General features: G+C 71.7%; 14 protein-coding genes and 1 pseudogene. 7 read left to right on the plus strand and 8 right to left on the minus strand.

Annotation, left to right across the window (positions count from 1 at the left end; translation table 11 throughout):
- The first annotated feature begins 29 nt into the window (after nt 1-29).
- Entirely contained in the window at nt 30-2255 is a 2226-nt protein-coding gene (gene katG / locus ACIP4Y_RS21770; RefSeq protein WP_401395870.1) for a catalase/peroxidase HPI, read from the plus strand.
- 105 nt (nt 2256-2360) lie between these two features.
- Here katG and ACIP4Y_RS21775 read toward each other — a convergent pair whose 3' ends face one another.
- Nucleotides 2361-2924 (minus strand): heme-binding protein, encoded by a 564-nt coding sequence (locus ACIP4Y_RS21775; protein ID WP_401395873.1) that lies wholly within the window; start codon nt 2922-2924, stop codon nt 2361-2363.
- A gap of 242 nt (nt 2925-3166) precedes the next feature.
- Between ACIP4Y_RS21775 and ACIP4Y_RS21780 the strand changes: the two genes are divergently transcribed.
- Both ACIP4Y_RS21780 and ACIP4Y_RS21785 read left to right on the plus strand, forming a co-directional pair.
- Nucleotides 3167-4315, plus strand: a complete 1149-nt coding sequence (locus ACIP4Y_RS21780) for a sensor histidine kinase (protein ID WP_401396158.1) — start codon at nt 3167-3169, stop codon at nt 4313-4315.
- Nucleotides 4312-4959 carry a response regulator gene (locus ACIP4Y_RS21785; protein ID WP_401395876.1) on the plus strand — a complete coding sequence of 216 codons (648 nt, stop codon included), beginning with the start codon at nt 4312-4314 and terminating at the stop codon, nt 4957-4959. Before ACIP4Y_RS21780 ends, ACIP4Y_RS21785 begins: the two co-directional genes overlap by 4 nt.
- Nucleotides 4960-4996: 37 nt before the next feature.
- Here ACIP4Y_RS21785 and ACIP4Y_RS21790 read toward each other — a convergent pair whose 3' ends face one another.
- The gene (locus ACIP4Y_RS21790) at nt 4997-5932 is read right to left on the minus strand and encodes a serine hydrolase (protein WP_401395878.1); all 936 of its coding nucleotides are present in this window, start codon (nt 5930-5932) and stop codon (nt 4997-4999) included.
- Nucleotides 5929-6894, minus strand: coding sequence for a LysR family transcriptional regulator (locus ACIP4Y_RS21795; RefSeq protein ID WP_401395881.1), 966 nt, complete (start codon nt 6892-6894; stop codon nt 5929-5931). The genes ACIP4Y_RS21790 and ACIP4Y_RS21795 overlap by 4 nt, the downstream gene beginning before the upstream one ends.
- Nucleotides 6895-7407: 513 nt before the next feature.
- On the opposite strand from ACIP4Y_RS21795, the gene ACIP4Y_RS21800 reads away from it, so the two are divergent.
- A complete protein-coding gene (locus ACIP4Y_RS21800; RefSeq protein WP_401395884.1) occupies nt 7408-8115 on the plus strand; it encodes a peptidylprolyl isomerase in 708 nt (235 codons plus the stop codon).
- Between the two features lie 361 nt (nt 8116-8476).
- Here ACIP4Y_RS21800 and ACIP4Y_RS21805 read toward each other — a convergent pair.
- A pseudogene (locus ACIP4Y_RS21805) lies at nt 8477-8753 on the minus strand (transposase); the annotation flags it as partial.
- 198 nt (nt 8754-8951) lie between these two features.
- Here ACIP4Y_RS21805 and bla point away from each other — a divergent pair.
- A complete protein-coding gene (gene bla, locus ACIP4Y_RS21810; RefSeq protein WP_401395887.1) occupies nt 8952-9881 on the plus strand; it encodes a class A beta-lactamase in 930 nt (309 codons plus the stop codon).
- 205 nt (nt 9882-10086) lie between these two features.
- Entirely contained in the window at nt 10087-11655 is a 1569-nt protein-coding gene (locus ACIP4Y_RS21815) for a carbohydrate-binding protein (protein ID WP_401395890.1), read from the plus strand.
- A 62-nt stretch (nt 11656-11717) separates the two neighbouring features.
- On the opposite strand, the gene ACIP4Y_RS21820 is transcribed toward ACIP4Y_RS21815, so the two are convergent.
- The 4 genes from ACIP4Y_RS21820 to ACIP4Y_RS21835 all read right to left on the minus strand — a co-directional run bounded on the left by ACIP4Y_RS21820 (nt 11718) and on the right by ACIP4Y_RS21835 (nt 16554).
- The gene (locus ACIP4Y_RS21820; protein ID WP_401395893.1) at nt 11718-13718 is read right to left on the minus strand and encodes a non-reducing end alpha-L-arabinofuranosidase family hydrolase; all 2001 of its coding nucleotides are present in this window, start codon (nt 13716-13718) and stop codon (nt 11718-11720) included.
- Nucleotides 13719-13911: 193 nt separating this feature from the next.
- Nucleotides 13912-14637, minus strand: coding sequence for a hypothetical protein (locus ACIP4Y_RS21825; protein WP_401395896.1), 726 nt, complete (start codon nt 14635-14637; stop codon nt 13912-13914).
- Between the two features lie 69 nt (nt 14638-14706).
- Nucleotides 14707-15105, minus strand: coding sequence for a VOC family protein (locus ACIP4Y_RS21830; RefSeq protein ID WP_401395899.1), 399 nt, complete (start codon nt 15103-15105; stop codon nt 14707-14709).
- A gap of 252 nt (nt 15106-15357) precedes the next feature.
- Nucleotides 15358-16554 (minus strand): ABC transporter substrate-binding protein, encoded by a 1197-nt coding sequence (locus ACIP4Y_RS21835; RefSeq protein ID WP_401395902.1) that lies wholly within the window; start codon nt 16552-16554, stop codon nt 15358-15360.
- A 246-nt stretch (nt 16555-16800) separates the two neighbouring features.
- On the opposite strand from ACIP4Y_RS21835, the gene ACIP4Y_RS21840 reads away from it, so the two are divergent.
- Nucleotides 16801-16983, plus strand: a complete 183-nt coding sequence (locus ACIP4Y_RS21840; protein ID WP_358643498.1) for a hypothetical protein — start codon at nt 16801-16803, stop codon at nt 16981-16983.
- The last annotated feature ends 64 nt before the right edge of the window (nt 16984-17047 follow it).

The raw sequence follows: 17047 nt of genomic DNA on the forward strand, positions 1-17047 counted from the left end.
CGAGTTCCGCACAGTTCGGAAGGATTGCCATGACTGAGAACCACGACGCGATCGTCACAGACGCGAAGTCGGAGGAGGGGAGCGGCGGTTGCCCCGTCGCGCACGACCGGGCCCTGCACCCGACCCAGGGTGGCGGCAACCGCCAGTGGTGGCCGGAGCGGCTCAACCTGAAGATCCTCGCCAAGAACCCGGCCGTGGCCAACCCCCTCGGTGAGGAATTCGACTACGCGGAGGCCTTCAAGGCCCTGGACCTCGCGGCCGTGAAGCGGGACATCGCCGAGGTGCTCACCACGTCGCAGGACTGGTGGCCCGCCGACTTCGGCAACTACGGCCCCCTGATGATCCGTATGGCCTGGCACAGCGCGGGCACCTACCGCATCAGCGACGGCCGCGGCGGCGCCGGCGCCGGCCAGCAGCGCTTCGCCCCGCTCAACAGCTGGCCGGACAACGGCAACCTCGACAAGGCCCGCCGTCTGCTGTGGCCGGTGAAGAAGAAGTACGGCCAGAGCATCTCCTGGGCCGACCTCATGATCCTGACCGGCAACGTCGCCCTGGAGCAGATGGGCTTCCAGACCTTCGGCTTCGGCGGCGGTCGCGAGGACGTCTGGGAGGCCGAGGAGGACGTCTACTGGGGCCCCGAGACCACCTGGCTGGACGACAAGCGCTACACCGGCGACCGCGAGCTGGAGAACCCGCTCGGCGCCGTGCAGATGGGCCTGATCTACGTCAACCCGGAGGGCCCGAACGGCAACCCGGACCCGATCGCCGCGGCCCGCGACATCCGTGAGACGTTCCGCCGCATGGCGATGAACGACGAGGAGACCGTCGCCCTCATCGCCGGTGGCCACACCTTCGGCAAGACCCACGGTGCGGGCCCGGCGGACCACGTCGGCGCCGACCCCGAGGCCGCCTCGATGGAGGAGCAGGGCCTGGGCTGGCGGAGCACCTACGGCACCGGCAAGGGCGGGGACGCCATCACGTCCGGCCTGGAGGTCACCTGGACCGCCACGCCGACCCAGTGGAGCAACGGGTTCTTCAAGAACCTCTTCGAGTACGAGTACGAGCTGGAGCGGAGCCCGGCCGGCGCCCACCAGTGGGTGGCCAAGAACGCCCCGGAGATCATCCCGGACGCGCACGACCCGTCGAAGAAGCACCGCCCGAGGATGCTCACCACCGACCTGTCGCTGCGCTTCGACCCGATCTACGAGCCGATCTCCCGCCGGTTCTACGAGAACCCGGACCAGTTCGCGGACGCCTTCGCCCGCGCGTGGTACAAGCTGACCCACCGTGACATGGGCCCGAAGTCGCTGTACCTCGGCCCGGAGGTCCCGCAGGAGACCCTGCTGTGGCAGGACCCGCTGCCGGAGCGCGAGGGCGAGCTGATCGACGGGGCGGACATCGCCACCCTGAAGACCAAGCTGCTCGAGTCGGGCCTGTCGGTGTCCCAGCTGGTCACCACAGCGTGGGCGTCCGCGTCCACCTTCCGTGCCAGCGACAAGCGCGGCGGCGCCAACGGTGCCCGCATCCGCCTCGCCCCGCAGCGCGGCTGGGAGGTCAACGACCCCGACCAGCTGGCGCAGGTGCTGCGCACCCTGGAGAACGTCCAGCAGGAGTTCAACGCCTCCTCCGGCGCCAAGAAGGTCTCCCTGGCCGACCTCATCGTCCTCGGCGGTGCCGCCGGCGTGGAGAAGGCCGCGAAGGAAGCCGGCTTCGAGATCGAGGTGCCCTTCACCCCGGGCCGGGTCGACGCGACCGAGGAGCACACCGACGTCGAGTCCTTCGAGGCGCTGGAGCCGACCGCGGACGGCTTCCGCAACTACCTCGGCAAGGGCAACCGCCTGCCGGCCGAGTACCTGCTGCTCGACAAGGCGAACCTGCTGAGCCTGAGCGCCCCGGAGATGACGGTGCTCGTCGGTGGCCTGCGCGTCCTGGGCGCCAACCACCAGCAGTCGCAGCTCGGCGTCCTCACCAAGACGCCCGGCGTCCTCACGAACGACTTCTTCGTCAACCTGCTCGACCTGGGTACGACGTGGAAGGCGACCTCCGAGGACCAGACCACCTTCGAGGGCCGCGACGCCGCCACCGGCGAGGTGAAGTGGGCCGGCAGCCGTGCCGACCTGGTCTTCGGCTCCAACTCGGAGCTGCGCGCGCTCGCCGAGGTGTACGCCGGCGACGACGCGAAGGAGAAGTTCGTCAAGGACTTCGTCGCCGCGTGGAGCAAGGTCATGGACGCGGACCGGTTCGACCTCGTCTGACCCGCCTGACGCGCTGAACAGGACGTCCGGGTCCGCCCCGCTGGGCGGACCCGGACGTCCCGCTGTGCCCGGAGGCCGGCGGCCGTACGCCCGGGCCGGCCGGGATCAGCGGCCGAGCACCGCCGCGCCCGCCCGCGCGTACCGCTCGTCCAGGTCGCCCGACGGAGCGCCCGCGACGCCGATGCCCGCGACCGGAGCGCCCTGGGCGGTCACCGGCGTGCCGCCCGCGAGGAACAGCGTGCCCGGGATGTCCTTCAGATTCGGCGCCTGTGCCAGCCGCGCGGCCAGCTCCGAGGTCGGCGCGTTCCAGGACACCGCGGTGAACGCCTTGCGCTCCGCCGACTCGTACGACTGCGGGCCCGCCCCGTCCCCGCGCAGGATGACCAGGGTGTTGCCGTTGCGGTCCACGACGGCCACCGACACCTGCCGGCCGTCCTTCTCGGCCGCCTCCACCGCGGCGCTCGCCGCCTTCGTGGCGGCGTCCAGTGTCAGGTGCGTGCTCCGGGTCAGCTCGCCCTCGCGGGCCGCGACGGGGGCGGTGGGCGTGGCGTCCGTGGAGTCGGCGGCGTTAGCGGCGACCGTGCCGACGACACCGGCACCCATGACGGCCAGGGCGGCGCCGCCCACGAGAACACGGGTACGGCGGGACGGCTTCTTGCGGCTGGGCATGCTGGGGAACCTTCCGGTAGGGCAGGGGCCGGGGGCGTGGGTCGCTCCCGGAACCGATCCTCGGCCCGGATCCGGCCGCCCTGCGTCGCCGTACCGGTCGTCCCGGTGGTCATCCGATCGGATGACCCCGCGGGCCGCGGACCTGGGCACAATGGGAGGTGTTTGCCCAGTTCAGCGAGGTGAGGGAGGTGCCGACCGTGACCGGACCCGAGCGCGACGACACTCGCGCCCTCACCGTCGTCATGCACACGGCCTTCTTCGTGCTGCTGGCCGCGTCCGTCGCCCGCTACCTGGCCCGGCACGCCGGCGGACCGCACACCCCCTGGGTGCTCGCCCTGTCCGCACTGCTGGCCGCGCTCTACGTCCTCGGACCCGCCCTCGGCACCCGGCCCACTCCGCGCCGCCTGACCTGGCTCGGCCTGGTCGTGGCCGCCTGGGCGCTGCTCGTCGTCCTGGCCCCCAGCTTCGCCTGGTGCGCGGTCCCGCTCTTCTACACCGGCCTGCGCACCCTCCCGCCGCGCGCCGCGGTCCCGCTGGTGGCACTGCTGACGGCGCTCACGGTCGTCGCCCAGCTCGGCCTGGCCGGCTGGCCCGACCCGAACGTGCTGCTGGCACCGCCCGCGGTGGCCGCCGTCGCCACCACCGTGTTCGTCGTCATGCAGCGCCAGGCGGCCCGCCGGGACGCCCTCATCGACGACCTGGTCCGCACCCGGCGCGAACTCGCTGCCACCGAGCGCCGCGAGGGCACCCTCGCCGAACGCGAACGGCTCGCCCGGGAGATCCACGACACCCTCGCCCAGGGCCTGTCCAGCCAGCGCATGCTGCTCCAGGCGGCCGACCGGCTGTGGGACACCGCGCCCGGCACGGCCCGGGAGCACGTCCGTACGGCGGCGGCGATCGCCGAGCGCAGCCTCGCCGAGGCCCGCCGTTTCGTCCACGACCTGACCCCGGCCGACCTGGCCGAGGGCGGCGGCCTGCTCCAGGCCCTGCGCGCCGTCGCCGAGCGCGAGACGACACCCGCGCTCACCGTCCGTGTGCACACCGAGGGCAGCCCGCCCGACCCGCTGCCCGCCCCCGTGGAGTCGGCCCTGCTGCGCATCGCCCAGGGCGCCCTCGCCAACGTCCGCGAACACGCGGCGGCCACCACCGTGACCCTCACCCTGACCTGCCTGGACGACCAGATCGTCCTGGACGTCACCGACGACGGCCGCGGCTTCGACCCGCGCACCCCGGCCGGCCCCGCCTCTCCGGCCGCCGCGGCGGCCGCGCGCGGCCACGGCCTGCCCGCCATCCGCGCCCGTCTGCGCCAGCTGGGCGGCACCCTCACCGTCGAGTCGGCACCGGGCGAAGGCACGGCCCTGTCGGCGGCGATCCCCCTGGAGCCACGATGACCCCCGAGACGGCGGCACGGACACCGGTGCGCATCCTCGTCTGCGACGACCACGCCGTCGTACGCGCCGGACTGCTGGCGCTCCTGCACAGCGCACCGGACATCGAGGTCGTCGGCGAGGCCGGCAGCGGCGAGGAGGCGCTCGCCCTTGCCCGCAAGACCGCCCCGGACGTCGTCCTGATGGACCTGCAACTCGGCGAGGGCATCGACGGCGTGGAGACCACCCGCCGGCTGTGCGCCACCTCACCCGCCCCGCACGTCCTGGTCCTGACCACGTACGACACCGACGCCGACGTCACCCGCGCCATCGAGGCCGGCGCCACCGGCTATCTGCTGAAGGCCGAGCGCGCCGAGGACCTCTTCACGGCGATCCACGCCGCAGCCCAGGGCCGCCCGGCGCTCTCACCGCCGGTGGCCGACCGCGTCCTGTCCCGCCTGCGCAACCCTCGCCCCTCCCTCACCCCACGCGAACGCGACATCCTCGCCCACCTCTCCCGAGGCCTGCCCAACCACGCCATCGCCCGCGCCCTCCACATCAGCGAGGCCACGGTCAAGACGCACCTCCGGCGCATCTACGACAAGCTCGGCGTGGACACGCGGGCGGGCGCGGTGGCGGTGGCGAAGGAACAACGCCTGCTGCCCTGAGGGACATGAGGCTCCGCCGCGTGGGCGCGACCAGCCCCTACCCCCGCAGCGCCTCGAACGCCCCCCGCCCCGCCACCCCGATCGCGAGGTCGATGTCGGGAGCGAGCCCCGCCCGACGCCCCGAACGGGTCAGCGCCGCCATCGCCACCCGCTCCCCGGACTCCGCCTCGACCACCCCGATCTCGTGCCGCAGGTGCAGAAACGTACCGGTCTTCCCGCTCCACCGGAGCGTGTCCGTGCGCAGCTCGCTCGCCAGCCGCTGCGTGAAGACCTGGAGCCCCATCAGCCGGCGCAGCTCCGCCGTCGCCGGGGGAGTGGCGATCTCGTCGCACCACACGCGGTGCAGCAGTCCGACGAGCGCCGCGGCCGAGCCGGCGTTGGCGTGGGCCGGGTCCAGGGTCTCGATGGTGTGCCGGCCCGCGCGCTCGTCCCGGACGGCCAGCTCCAGCGCGAGGGAGAAATCGTCTCCGGCGGCACCGGCGGCGCACTCGTACAGGTGGTTCATCCGGTGCCGCATCCGGATGCCGTCGCACCCCCACGCGCGCAGCCGGGCGTCGACGTCCGCAACCGGCACCAGGCCGAGCAGCGCGTCCGCGGCGGCGTTGTCGCTCACGGACAGCATCAGCAGGACCAGGTCGGCGACGGCCACGGTGGCCGGATGCCGGAAGGCGGCGAGCCCGGTGGGACCGACGCTGCTCGTGCCCGGGTCCACCGTCACCGGCAGCGCCGGATCGAGGTCACCGGTCGCGATCCGCTCCAGCACGACGAGGGCGAGCGGCACCTTCACCACCGACGCCAGCGGCGTCGACTCATCGATGTCGAAGCCCAGTTGCTCGCCGGTGTCGAGGTTGCGGGCGAGGAAGGAACCGCGGACGCCGAGGGCCGCCCAGTCCGTGGCGATCGCCTCGGCGACGTCCAGGAGGGCGGTGTCGTCCCCGGTGTACACCGGGTGGTGCACCGCTGCCGCACTCATCCGTGTGCCGCCAGCCGCGCGCGGAGGTCCTCGTTCCCGGCCCCGGATCCCGGCGCGCCGCGCCGGGCGGGTGCGCCACCCACGGCCGCCGCGAGCAGCGCGGCCAGCCAGCCCGGCACCGCGCCCCCGCCGTTCCGGCCCGGGGCGGCGCTCACGTCGTACCCGCGGTGCAGGGCGCGGTCGGCCAGGGGCGTCCAGTGGGCCCCGTGCTGCCGGGCGAACGGCTCGGCGCACAGCAGCAGCGCGCTCCCGGCCAGGGTCTCGGCGAGCGCGGTGGCCGCCGGCCCGGCCGGCCGGATCCGGTCCTCGGGCAGCCCCGCGCGAGCGGCGGCCCGCGCCAGCCTTTCTTCGAAGTAGGGCACTTGGTCCTCTGTCAGGAGCAGCAGGGGTGGTGGTGCGGTGGGTGCGGCGGCGCGAGTGCGGCGTGGCCGCAGCTCTTCGAGGTGGACCCGGTGCCTCCCGGTGCCGTCCCGTGCCGGCGCGGACGCCAGTCCCAACGGTGTCCGGAACGCGGCCTGTTCCGGAGCGGCCCGCACCAGCGCGTACCCGAGCGAGCCGTCGGCCAGCCCGGAAACCCGCTCCAGGGGCGGAAGTTCGCGCATACCGAGGGTGACCCCGTGCTCGGTGCCGGCGCGGAGGGCCCGGGCCAGCGCGGCCGGGGCGCAGTCCGCAGGCACGCCGACGGCACGCACCCGCGACTGCCGGGCCGAGCGGGCGACCTGCTGCAGCCGCTGGGCCCGGTCCAGCACGTCCCGGGCGTACGGGAGCAGCAGCACGCCCAGTTCGGTGGGCGCGATCTGCCGCCGGGACCGGTCGAACAGCGGGCCGCCGAAGTGTTCTTCCAGCGTCTTGATCCTGCGGCTGAGCAGCGGCTGGGCGATGCCGAGCCGGTCGGCCGCCCGGGAGAAGCTCTGCTCCTCGGCCGTCGCCACGTACGCGTCCAGGTGTGCCAGGAGATCCACCGGTCACTCATATCAACAAGGTTTCTACCGTGTCGACTTGGCAGTGATCATTACCTATGGCAAACATGCAGGTCACAGTGGTAGCGCCCCGGAGCGCTCCGGGGCTCAGGCGCTACCCGTGCTGCCTGTGTGCTGACCTGTAGGCACCTGTCATCACCTGAGGAACCCGTCCTGCGCTGGGTCGGTGCTGATCTCCTGTGTGTTCCCGTTTCGGGTGGGGCATCGATGTGGTGGCCGACCGTTGCGGCTGTGGGGGGCGGGGCTGGCCGGGTGCGGAGCGGGGACCGTACGTCCTCTGGTTCGGGGAGCATCCGTCGTGCACCGGGCGGACGCTCTGATCGGGCAGTCGGCGCTGTGCCGCATGTGAACGAAATGGCCTGCGGCCGCGGGCCGAAGACTGGGAGGCGTATGTGGCTTGCGGGCGGGTTCTCGCCCGCCGGGCCGCGCTTTAGACTGCGACCGCTCCGAAATCTGGTGATCTTCTGGAGGGTGTGCAGGATGAACCGAGCTCTCATGACCGCATTGGCGGCAGCAGCGTTGGTCGCGTCCGGGGGCAGCACCGCCTCTGCTTCCGACACCCCGCCGCGAACCACGCACGGCCCTTGCCAGTACACCCAGACTCCGGACGAGCCGGCGGCGCGGCCGGTTCCCCTGCCGTCCGATCCGCGGCGCACCCCCAGTCACGGCACGGTCGATATGGCTGTCCCGACCAGCCAGGGCCCGCTCCCGCTGCGTCTGGACCGGGCGAAGGCACCGTGCACGGTCCAGAGCTTCGTGCACCTGGCACAGCACCGGTTCTACGACCGTACGGTGTGTCATCGGCTGACGGCGTATCCGACGCTGAAGGTTTTGCAGTGCGGCGACCCGACCAGCACTGGCGAGGGTGGGCCGGGGTACAAGTACAAGGACGAGCTGCCGGTGGACCTGCCGCCGGCACCGAGCGATCCGACCGGCGTCCGTCGCCTTTACGGGCGCGGCCTGCTGGCGATGGCCAACGCCGGGCCGAACACGAACGGTTCGCAATTCTTCGTCGTCTACGGCGACTCCGCGCTGCGACCGAACTACACGGTGTTCGGCACGGTCGGTGCAGCCGGCCTGGAGACGCTCGACAAGATCGCTGCTGGCGGTATCGAACCAACTGCGCAGGACCCGGCGCCTGTCGACGGCACGCCCGTGCTGCGGACCGAGCTGCTCCGCGTCCGGCCGTCCTGCCGACCCTGACGAATGGTGGTGCGGTCAGCGCGGTTCGGCTACGCGACTGGCCGCGCCACGGCGATGCTGGTCACGGCGGTGATGGTGCCGTCGGCGTGGGGCAACGGGTCGCGGAGGATGCAGGGATCGCGAAACCACTCCGAGGGTGCGTTGGGTGCTGTCGCGTCCGGCTGACGCTGAGTGCCTGAACCTGCGGGTCCGGCCGGCCGTCATGAGCCGGCCGGTGCTGATGGATCCGGAGGGCGGCTGTGGCCATCCGGTGCTGGGCTTCGATGTCGAGGCTGGCCGAGTCGTCCTCCTCGCAGAGCCGCCGGTCAGGTGACTGCGGCTGATGGCTGGGGTTCGTAGAAGGTGCCGTCCTCGGTCACCGGGCGAGTCCGGCGTAGGCGGCAAGATGGCCGGCGTTCAGGAAGGTGCTGCCGTCGCCGGCATCGATCAGGATGCGCGCTCCGGTGCTGACACCGACTCCCGGCATCGACGTCAGGACCGCGGAAGGAGGGTGCGCCTCCAGCAGTTCCTCGATCCCCCGCGGCCAGCAGCTTGCGCTGGTCAAGGACGGCCGTCAGCGAGCCGGCGAGGCTCGGGACGATCAGTGCGGCTGCCTCGGTGCCGGGAACGGTGACGGTCTGTTCGTCCAGGACTGTGAAGATCCGTGACCAGTACGGTGCCGACGCCCGCCAAGACGACCGGGCCCGAGTATCAGCGGACCCGGCCGGAGGCGACTGCACATATCAATAAGGTATGGGATCTTCAAAGTTCCCTCTTGGACATGGGTGCCTGCCTGCTGTTTCGCTGTCCCCGTCGGAGATCGACACCGACGACGGACGACTGGGAGGACCACACCCATGACCGGTACCGACCGACCCACCCCGCTGCCGCGCCGCCGCCTGCTCCAGGCCGGCCTCGCGGTCACCGGCGTCGCGATGACCGCCACGGCGCTCTCCGCACCGGCCGCGTCCGCCGCGCCGGACGTCCGGGCACGCGCGGGGCAGGCCGAGTTGGCCGAGCTGGAACGGCGCTACGGCGCCCGGCTCGGTGTGTACGCGCGCAACGTCCGCACCGGGCGGACCGTGTCCCACCGGGCGGGGGAGCGGTTCGCGATGTGCTCGACGTTCAAGGCGTTCGCCGCCGCGGCGGTCCTGCGCGACCACGGCGGCTGCGCGCCCCTGGACCGGGTCGTGCAGTACCCGCCGCACGACATCCTGCCCAACTCGCCGCGCACCGAGGAGAATCTGGCGACCGGCATGACCGTGGCCGACCTGTGCGCGGCGGCCATCCAGTACAGCGACAACGCGGCCGGCAACCTGCTGCTGCGGGAAGTGGGCGGCCCGGCCGGTCTCACCCGCTTCTACCGGTCGCTCGGCGACGGGGTGAGCCGGCTCGACCGGTGGGAGCCCGAGCTGAACGCCGCGGTCCCCGGGGACCCGCGCGACACCACGACCCCGGAGGCGATCGCCGCGAGCCTGGAGCGCGTCACCCTGGGCCGGGCGCTGGCCGACGCCGACCGCGAGCGGTTCGTCACCTGGCTGAAGGGCACCGTCACCAGCGCGGAGCGGTTCCGCAAAGGGCTGCCGCGGGGCTGGGTCGTGGCGGACAAGACGGGCACCGGTGACTACGCGAGCGCCCACGACGTCGGTGTGGCCTGGACGACCCGGCGGACCCCCCTCGTGCTGGCCGTCCTGTCCAGTAAGACGGCCCCGGACGCCCTGGTGGACCAGGCGCTGATCGCCGACGCGGCGGCCGTCGTGGCCCGCACCCTCGCCCCCGGCGAGTAGCGCCCAACTCCCACCTCGATTCACACTTCTGAATAGAAATCATGTACGCGACGGTTGACGCGTGCATGTCGTCTCCCTACCGTCGGGAAGGTCCAGGGGAAAGCGCTTTCCCTCACCCGTCACCATGCCACGACCGGGCGTCGGGTTCACCCCCCTGGACCACTCGCATCCGTAGAGCAGAGCCAACCCGCAGGGAGACAAGCCGATGCAACTGAGACCAGCCATCGCGTGTGCCGGTCTGCTCGCCGGCGCGCTCGTCGCGCTGTCCGGCACCACGGCCGACGCCGCCACCACACGCTATGAGGCCGAGAGTGCCAGCGCGGTCTGCACCGGAACCATCGACTCCGACTGGACCGGCTACTCCGGCAGCGGCTTCTGCAACGGCGCCAACGCCACAAGCGGATACGTCCAGTTCACCGTGAACGCCGCCGACGCGGGCACCGCGACCCTGGGCGTCCGCTTCGCCAACGGGGCGACCGCCGCCCGGCCCGCGACCGTCGCGGTCAACGGTACGACGGCCACCACGGCGTCGTTCGAGGCGACCGGTGCCTGGACCACCTGGGCCACCAAGACGCTGACCGTGCCGGTGAAGGCGGGCAGCAACACCATCCGGCTCACCCCGACCACCGCCGGCGGCCTGCCCAACCTCGACTATCTCGACGCCGACGTCTCCACGGCGGCGACCGGCGCCGTGCTCTACGTGTCACCGAACGGCACCGACGGCGCGGCCGGCACCGAGTCGGCCCCCACCACGCTCGCCTCGGCCATCAGCCGGATCACCCCCGGCGGCACGATCTACGTGCGCGGCGGGACGTACAACTACTCCTCCACGATCACCATCCCGGCCGGCGCGAACGGCAGCTCCAGCGCCCGCACCACCCTCTCCGCCTACCCCGGCGAGAAGCCCGTACTGAACTTCTCGGGGCAGAGCGAGAGCCCGTCCAACCGGGGCATCCAGCTCAACGCCAACTACTGGCGGCTGTACGGCCTGACCGTCGAGCACGCCGGTGACAACGGGATCTACGTCGGCGGCAGCAACAACGTCGTCGAGCGGGTGGTGACCGCGTTCAACCGGGACACCGGGCTGCAGCTGGGCCGGATCGCCTCCACCACGCCCGGCTCCCAGTGGCCGTCGAACAACCTGATCGTCAGCTCCGAGTCGCACGACAACGCCGACTCCGACGGCGAGGACGCCGACGGCTTCGCCGCGAAGCTGACCACCGGGACCGGGAACGTCTTCCGCTACGACGTCTCGCACCACAACATCGACGACGGCTGGGACCTGTTCACCAAGACGGACACCGGCGCCATCGGACCGGTGACCATCGAGTACTCCCTGTCCTACAACAACGGCACCCTGAGCGACGGCACCGTCAACTCCAACGGCGACCGCAACGGCTACAAGCTCGGCGGTGACGACATCGCCGTGAACCACGTGGTCCAGCACAGCATCGCCTACAAGAACGGCCACCACGGGTTCACCTACAACAGCAACCCGGGCACGATGACGATCTCCAACAACGTCGGCATCGACAACGCTCAGCGCAACTTCTCGTTCGACGCGGGCACGTCGGTGTTCCGCACGAACACCTCGTGCCGCTTCGGCGCCGGCGGCTCGAACGACAAGACCGTCGGCAACGCCGACAGCTCCAACCAGTTCTGGACCGGCACCAACGGCTCCCGCTGCTCCTCGTACACGGGCGCCCTGGGCTGGTCCTTCGCCTCCGACGGCCACCTCGTGGTGACCTTCGGCGGGAGCGTCGTGAACCCGTAACCGGTGCACGACGGTGCGAGAAGGCGGGACGCCGCTCCGGGCGGCGTCCCGCTTCGGGCCGTTCAGCAGGCGGAGTTGGTCTGCGTGAGCAGGCCGAGCCGCCACGGCAGGCTGTTGTAGTCACCGCCCGCGTTCGGGTCCAGGCCCTGGTAGAGGTACTGGAGCCTGCACGCGGGGACGGTCAGCGTCTGGTCGTACCCGGCGCGGATCATCTCGCCGTGACTGATGTCCTTGGTCCAGGCGCCCGACGGGAAGGCCACATTGCTCGCCCGCGCGAACGGATTGCCCTCGGACGCGGCCAGCGGGCTCCAGGAGCCGGCGAGACTGCCGGAGGTCCAGGAGCGGAAGTAGCGCCGCCCGTCGGAACCGACCGCCTCCACGAGCAGCAGATACTGGTTGGCGCCCTGCACCTTGTAGATGTTGCTCGCCTCGAACAGGGCGTACCTGTTGGAGTCCTGGGCGGCGATGACGGTGTTCGTGAACCCGTTCGGGAACTGGCCGACGGTGGTCTGCGAGCGGTAGAGGTGCCCGTTGTCGTCGGAGGAGAACAGGTAGCAGTTGGCGCTGTCGCAGATCACCCACATGTCGACCCAGTAGCCGTTGCCGATGTTCTGCCTGATGACGTCCGGCATCGACGCGTAGAAGTTGCGCGGCGCGCTCCAGCCGTTCGGGTTGCTGATGTCCGGGTTGGTGGAGTACGACGCGTTGCCCGTCTGGTAGACGAGGTACCACAGTTTCTGCGGCGCGTAGTAGAACACCTGGGGCGCGGCCCGGTAGCCGCTGCCGATGGCCGTGCGGTCGAGGTAGTGGTGGGTGGCCGACCCTGCCTGGGACCAGTCGCTGAAGCTCAGGTAGACGAGGTTGTAGCCGGAGGAGCTGGCCACGCTGGCGAACACGTGCCACTTGCCGTTGTAGTAGACGACGGACGGGTCCTTGATCCCGGCGATCTTGTGGGTCGCGTCGGGCTTGGGGGCAATCAGCTGCTTGCTGGAGGACCAGCGGAAGCTCGAGGGCAGCGCGGCCGCGGCGGACGGTGCGGCCGCCGTACCGCCGAGCGCGGACAGCACCGCGCCGTACGCGGCCTTCTTGTTCCCGGCGCCGTCGAACAGCAGCGGGTTCTCCCCGCCGCGCCAGGAGTCGCTGTCACGGATGCCCCACACGCTGATGCCGGTGCAGCGCCCCACGTTCATGCAGGCCTTCACCGTGTTCGCGTACGCGGTCGCCGGCGCCTGCGCGATGTCCAGCTCGGTGATCTGCACGTCCACACCGAGAGCCGCGAAGTTAGCCAGCGTCGTCCGGAAGCTCGCGGGCGGCCCGGACGAACCGAAGTGGCTCTGGAAGCCGACGCAGTCGATCGGCACCCCCCGGGACTTGAAGTCGCGCACCATGCGGTACACGGCCTGCGTCTTGGCGTCCGACCAGTTCTCGATGTTGTAGTCGTTGTAGCAGAGCTTGGCCGCGGAATCGGCCGAGCGGGCGGTGCGGAAGGCGTCCTCGATGTAGCCGTCGCCGAGGACCTTCTGGAACACGGAGGCGCGGCGCGCTCCGCTGCCGCCGTCGGCGAACGCCTCGTTCACCACGTCCCAGGCGTACACCTTGCCCTTGAAGTGGGCCATCTCGGTGGTGATGTGGTTGCGCAGCACACTGCGCAGGGTGGTGGCGTCGGAGATCGAGCCGACCCAGCCGGGCAGTTGGGAGTGCCAGACCAGGGTGTGGCCCCGGACGCGCTGCCCGTGTGCGACGGCGTGGCTGACGATCTGGTCGGCGGCCGTGAAGCTGAACGAGCCCCGGGAGCGCTCCGTGGCGTCCCACTTCATCTCGTTCTCGGGCGTGACCGCGTTGAACTCCCGGTCCAGGATCGCGGTGTACGTCCCGTTGCCCAGCTTTCCGGCGGCCACCGCGGTGCCGAAGTACCGTCCGGACTGGGCGGCCTGGGCGCCGAGGGTGCTCGCCTGCACCGGTGCGGGCTGGGCGCCGGCCGTTCCGGTCACCGCGAGGGTGACGGCGGCGAACGCGCCTAAGAGGGAGGCCAGGCGTCGGCCGGGCCTTCGGGGACACTTCATGGTTCTCCTCGTACGGTCGATCGTTGCGGACGGCTGTTGTGTCATGCGCATGACATGCCGGGGAGGCATGAACGGCCGTTTGACATGCCGAACAGTGGTCGGTGCCCCGGATGCTCTGGATGATAGGAGCGGGTGACGGGGCGTCAATACCCCTCGCATCATTCGAGGTTCGGAGCGAAATGTTTCGGAGTGCTCAGCCGACCGGATCGGCCGGGCGCACGGGATGGGCCTCCAGGTCCGGCGCGGCCAGCAGGTCGGCGATCAGCTCCGGTGAACCGCCGACATAGGTGCTGACCAGATCCACGTCTCCGCCCAGACACCAGGCGCGGTCCTGTGGCCACCACAGATCGGGAAGCTCGGCGAACTCGTCCCAGGACACCGGGGAGACGGCGTCGGCCAGCCGGCCGGCGAGCAGCACCTCGTCCCGGCCCGGCGTCTCGAACGTCGGGAACCGCTCCCAGTCCCCGCGGCCGTACCCGCTCCACAGCCCGAACCAGCACTCTTCCGGGGTCCCGGTGTGCCGGGCCAGCACGGGCAGCAGCGCCCGCGCGACCTCCTGCGGGGTCGGCCCCTCGTCGGGATGCTCGTCCCACACACCGGGCAGACCCAGGTCCGAGCGGTTGACGTAGCCCTGGTCCGCGCCGATGACCTCGTGCCAGCGGGTGACCGGCGTGACCCGGGTGCCCTGGGCGGCGGCCACGGTGGACCAGCGCACCGGCCGCTCGTCGAGCCGGGCCGGGTGCAGGATGCGGGCGTACGCGGCGAAGCCCGGCGCCGAGACGCCCGCGACCGTGCCCATGGCGGCCTGCCACGGCCCGTGGACGGTGAGCCAGTCGGCGGGGGAGAGGCCGGTCTGCACCCGCAGCTGTCCGTACCACTGCGGAGCGGGGTCCTGGTGGACCGGGCGGAAGTCGTTCATGCCCACAGTGTGCCGTGCGGCCGGCCGGGGCGGGCAGGCCGGGACCGAGGCCCTGGCCTGCCCCTTCCCTCAGGACTGCGGCTGCTGGTGGCTGCCGTAGGGGCGGGTGATGATCTCCATGCCGTGTCCGGCCGGATCCATGAAGTACAGGCCCCGGCCGCCGTGGTGATGGTTGATCTCGCCCGGCTGCTTTCCGTGCGGATCGGCCCAGTAGGTGATGCCGGCCTGCCGGATCCGGGTGAAGGCCGCGTCGAACTCCTCGTCCGACACGAGGAAGGCGTAGTGCTGCATGGTGATCGACTCCGCCGGGATCGTGGCGAAGTCCAGGGTCACCCCGTTGCTCGTCGCGACGGGGACGAACGGGCCCCACTCGGGACCGACCTCCAGCCCCAGGATGTGGGCCAGGAACGCGGCGGACTCCCGGTTGTCCCGGGCGTGGACGATGGTGTGGTTCAACTCGACTGACATGAGAGGAATGCCTCCGAGGGCAAACTCCCGGCACCTCCATGCCTCACCCGGCCGGTGACCGACACGCGATGCCGTACGACGATCTTACCAACCGGGTCCCGACGGCGCCCGGTCCGCCACCTGCCGCCGGTCGCCGTCAACACCACCGGCGATTCGGTCAGTTCGTCACCCGGCGCGTGCACCGGGTCCACGGACAGCGCGGTGGTGAGCCCCGCCTGGTGTGCCGCTGACTCCCGCGCCCGTCAGGGGTGCTCAGCGGGCCGGGGTCAGGTCTCCCGTCAGGGGCACCTCCGGGTGGCCCGCGTTGGTGACGACGGTCAAGCGGGGGCCGTTCGGTCCCGGCTGCCACTGGCCGCCGACCAGGGGCAGCAGCGCGATGTTCGGTGCCGGACCGGTCGTCCAGTCGAGCGTGCCCGCGATGGTGTCCAGCCGGGTGCGGGCAAGGGCATCGGCGACGGAGGCGCGGTCGGCCGGATCGGCGGCCGTGGCCAGGGCGTGGTGCGCGGTCTCCAGCAGGGGGTGCGCGAGCCCCAGCGGCTGGAGCCAGGGCGCCCCGGTGTCCTCCTGGTAGGCGCGGGCCAGCTCGGCGCACGTGATGCCGTCCAGGCCGGAGCGGTACGGATGGCCGGGGCTCCAGTAGACGAGGGTGGCCACCCGCGCGTCGCCGAGTTCGGCGTGCACGTCGGGGTCCGGGCTGGTGTGGATGTGCGGGTAGGTCAGCCAGCGAGAGCAGGTGATCAGCCGGGGCCGCAGTCCCGCCTCCCGGGCCTGGCGGTGGAAGAGGGCCAGGTCGGTGGCGGTGGCCGCGCTGGTGACGATGCCGGCGCCGTGCTCGCGCAGCCGGCCGACCTGCTCCCCGAAGTCACCGGCCGGCTCCCGGTAGGCACCCAGGTCGGCGAGCCTGTGGCCGCGCCCGGACAACGCCGGCGGGAACCCGTACCGCTCGTGCCGCAGCAGCCGGCCCTGCAGGTCGTCGTTCCACAGGCAGCCGACGGCACCCGACACGGAAACCCCCTCCCACAGGCCGGCGAAGACCCGTGCGATGTCGTCGAGACCCCAGGCGAAGTGGTACGTCCACCGGAAGCGGTGCTCCCGGCCGACGCCCCGGGCGTGCAGGTACGCCTGCCAGGGGAACGTGGTCGACACACAGGGCACCGCCGCCTCCTCGCAGGCGTCGGCCACGGCGGGCAGCACGCGGGTGCCGGCCATGGTCAGCACGATGCGGGCGCCGTCCTCGTCCGCCAGCGCGCGCACCGCCTGCCGGGCCGCCTCGGGCTCGGAACGGCTGTCGCGCACGGCGACGGTCACCTCGTACCGCCGGCCGCCGTTGCGGAGGTGCGTGAGGTCCGGCGCCAGCGCCCGCAGTACGTAGCCGAGCGGCGCCCCGAGCGGGGCCAGCCGGCCCGTCAAGGGAGCGACCACACCGATGCACAAGGGAGTGGAGGCCATGCTGCTTGTCCTTCGCTGGGGCGCCGGGCGTGTGGTGCCGGATCACCCGGGTCAACGAGGAAGCGGACCTCCGGCTGCGCCCCGCCAGGGTGAAAGCCCCGGCGGCGGACGAGGAACCGACCGGAATCCTCCGCACCCAGCAGTACGAGTTTCCCAGTACCGCCAGTAACATGATCACCTTGTTCCGGGTATACCAGTCAGTCAACTCGGCGCCGTTTCCCGACGCCGCCCTGCCCGGAGAAGTCGATGTCTTCTGTCAACGACGCGTTGGACAACGCGCGCTTCACCTATGAGCAGCACATGCGGACGTGCCGCCAGTGCCATGTCGACGCCGCGCCCTGTGCCGTGGCGAAGCACCTCCTGCGGATCTACAACCTCGCCCGCAGGGACCACCTGCGCGCCACCGGCCAGGACGCGCCCAGGGCCTGACCGGCACGGACGCTTTTGACCCGGCCCGAGCAGGGAACCCGGTCGCCTGTCAGTCCCCCGAGAC

This window comes from Streptomyces sp. NPDC088810, from assembly GCF_044750305.1.
Classification (GTDB): domain Bacteria; phylum Actinomycetota; class Actinomycetes; order Streptomycetales; family Streptomycetaceae; genus Streptomyces.

Excerpts from the sequence above, each read along its gene's own strand:
- ACIP4Y_RS21835 (WP_401395902.1), bottom strand. The coding sequence starts at position 16,554 with ATGGCCTCCACTCCCTTGTGCATCGGTGTGGTCGCTCCCTTGACGGGC.
- katG (WP_401395870.1), top strand. The coding sequence starts at position 30 with ATGACTGAGAACCACGACGCGATCGTCACAGACGCGAAGTCGGAGGAG.
- ACIP4Y_RS21800 (WP_401395884.1), top strand. The coding sequence starts at position 7,408 with ATGACCGCATTGGCGGCAGCAGCGTTGGTCGCGTCCGGGGGCAGCACC.
- ACIP4Y_RS21790 (WP_401395878.1), bottom strand. The coding sequence starts at position 5,932 with ATGAGTGCGGCAGCGGTGCACCACCCGGTGTACACCGGGGACGACACC.
- ACIP4Y_RS21840 (WP_358643498.1), top strand. The coding sequence starts at position 16,801 with ATGTCTTCTGTCAACGACGCGTTGGACAACGCGCGCTTCACCTATGAG.
- bla (WP_401395887.1), top strand. The coding sequence starts at position 8,952 with ATGACCGGTACCGACCGACCCACCCCGCTGCCGCGCCGCCGCCTGCTC.
- ACIP4Y_RS21820 (WP_401395893.1), bottom strand. The coding sequence starts at position 13,718 with ATGAAGTGTCCCCGAAGGCCCGGCCGACGCCTGGCCTCCCTCTTAGGC.
- ACIP4Y_RS21775 (WP_401395873.1), bottom strand. The coding sequence starts at position 2,924 with ATGCCCAGCCGCAAGAAGCCGTCCCGCCGTACCCGTGTTCTCGTGGGC.
- ACIP4Y_RS21825 (WP_401395896.1), bottom strand. The coding sequence starts at position 14,637 with ATGAACGACTTCCGCCCGGTCCACCAGGACCCCGCTCCGCAGTGGTAC.
- ACIP4Y_RS21785 (WP_401395876.1), top strand. The coding sequence starts at position 4,312 with ATGACCCCCGAGACGGCGGCACGGACACCGGTGCGCATCCTCGTCTGC.
- ACIP4Y_RS21830 (WP_401395899.1), bottom strand. The coding sequence starts at position 15,105 with ATGTCAGTCGAGTTGAACCACACCATCGTCCACGCCCGGGACAACCGG.
- ACIP4Y_RS21780 (WP_401396158.1), top strand. The coding sequence starts at position 3,167 with ATGCACACGGCCTTCTTCGTGCTGCTGGCCGCGTCCGTCGCCCGCTAC.
- ACIP4Y_RS21815 (WP_401395890.1), top strand. The coding sequence starts at position 10,087 with ATGCAACTGAGACCAGCCATCGCGTGTGCCGGTCTGCTCGCCGGCGCG.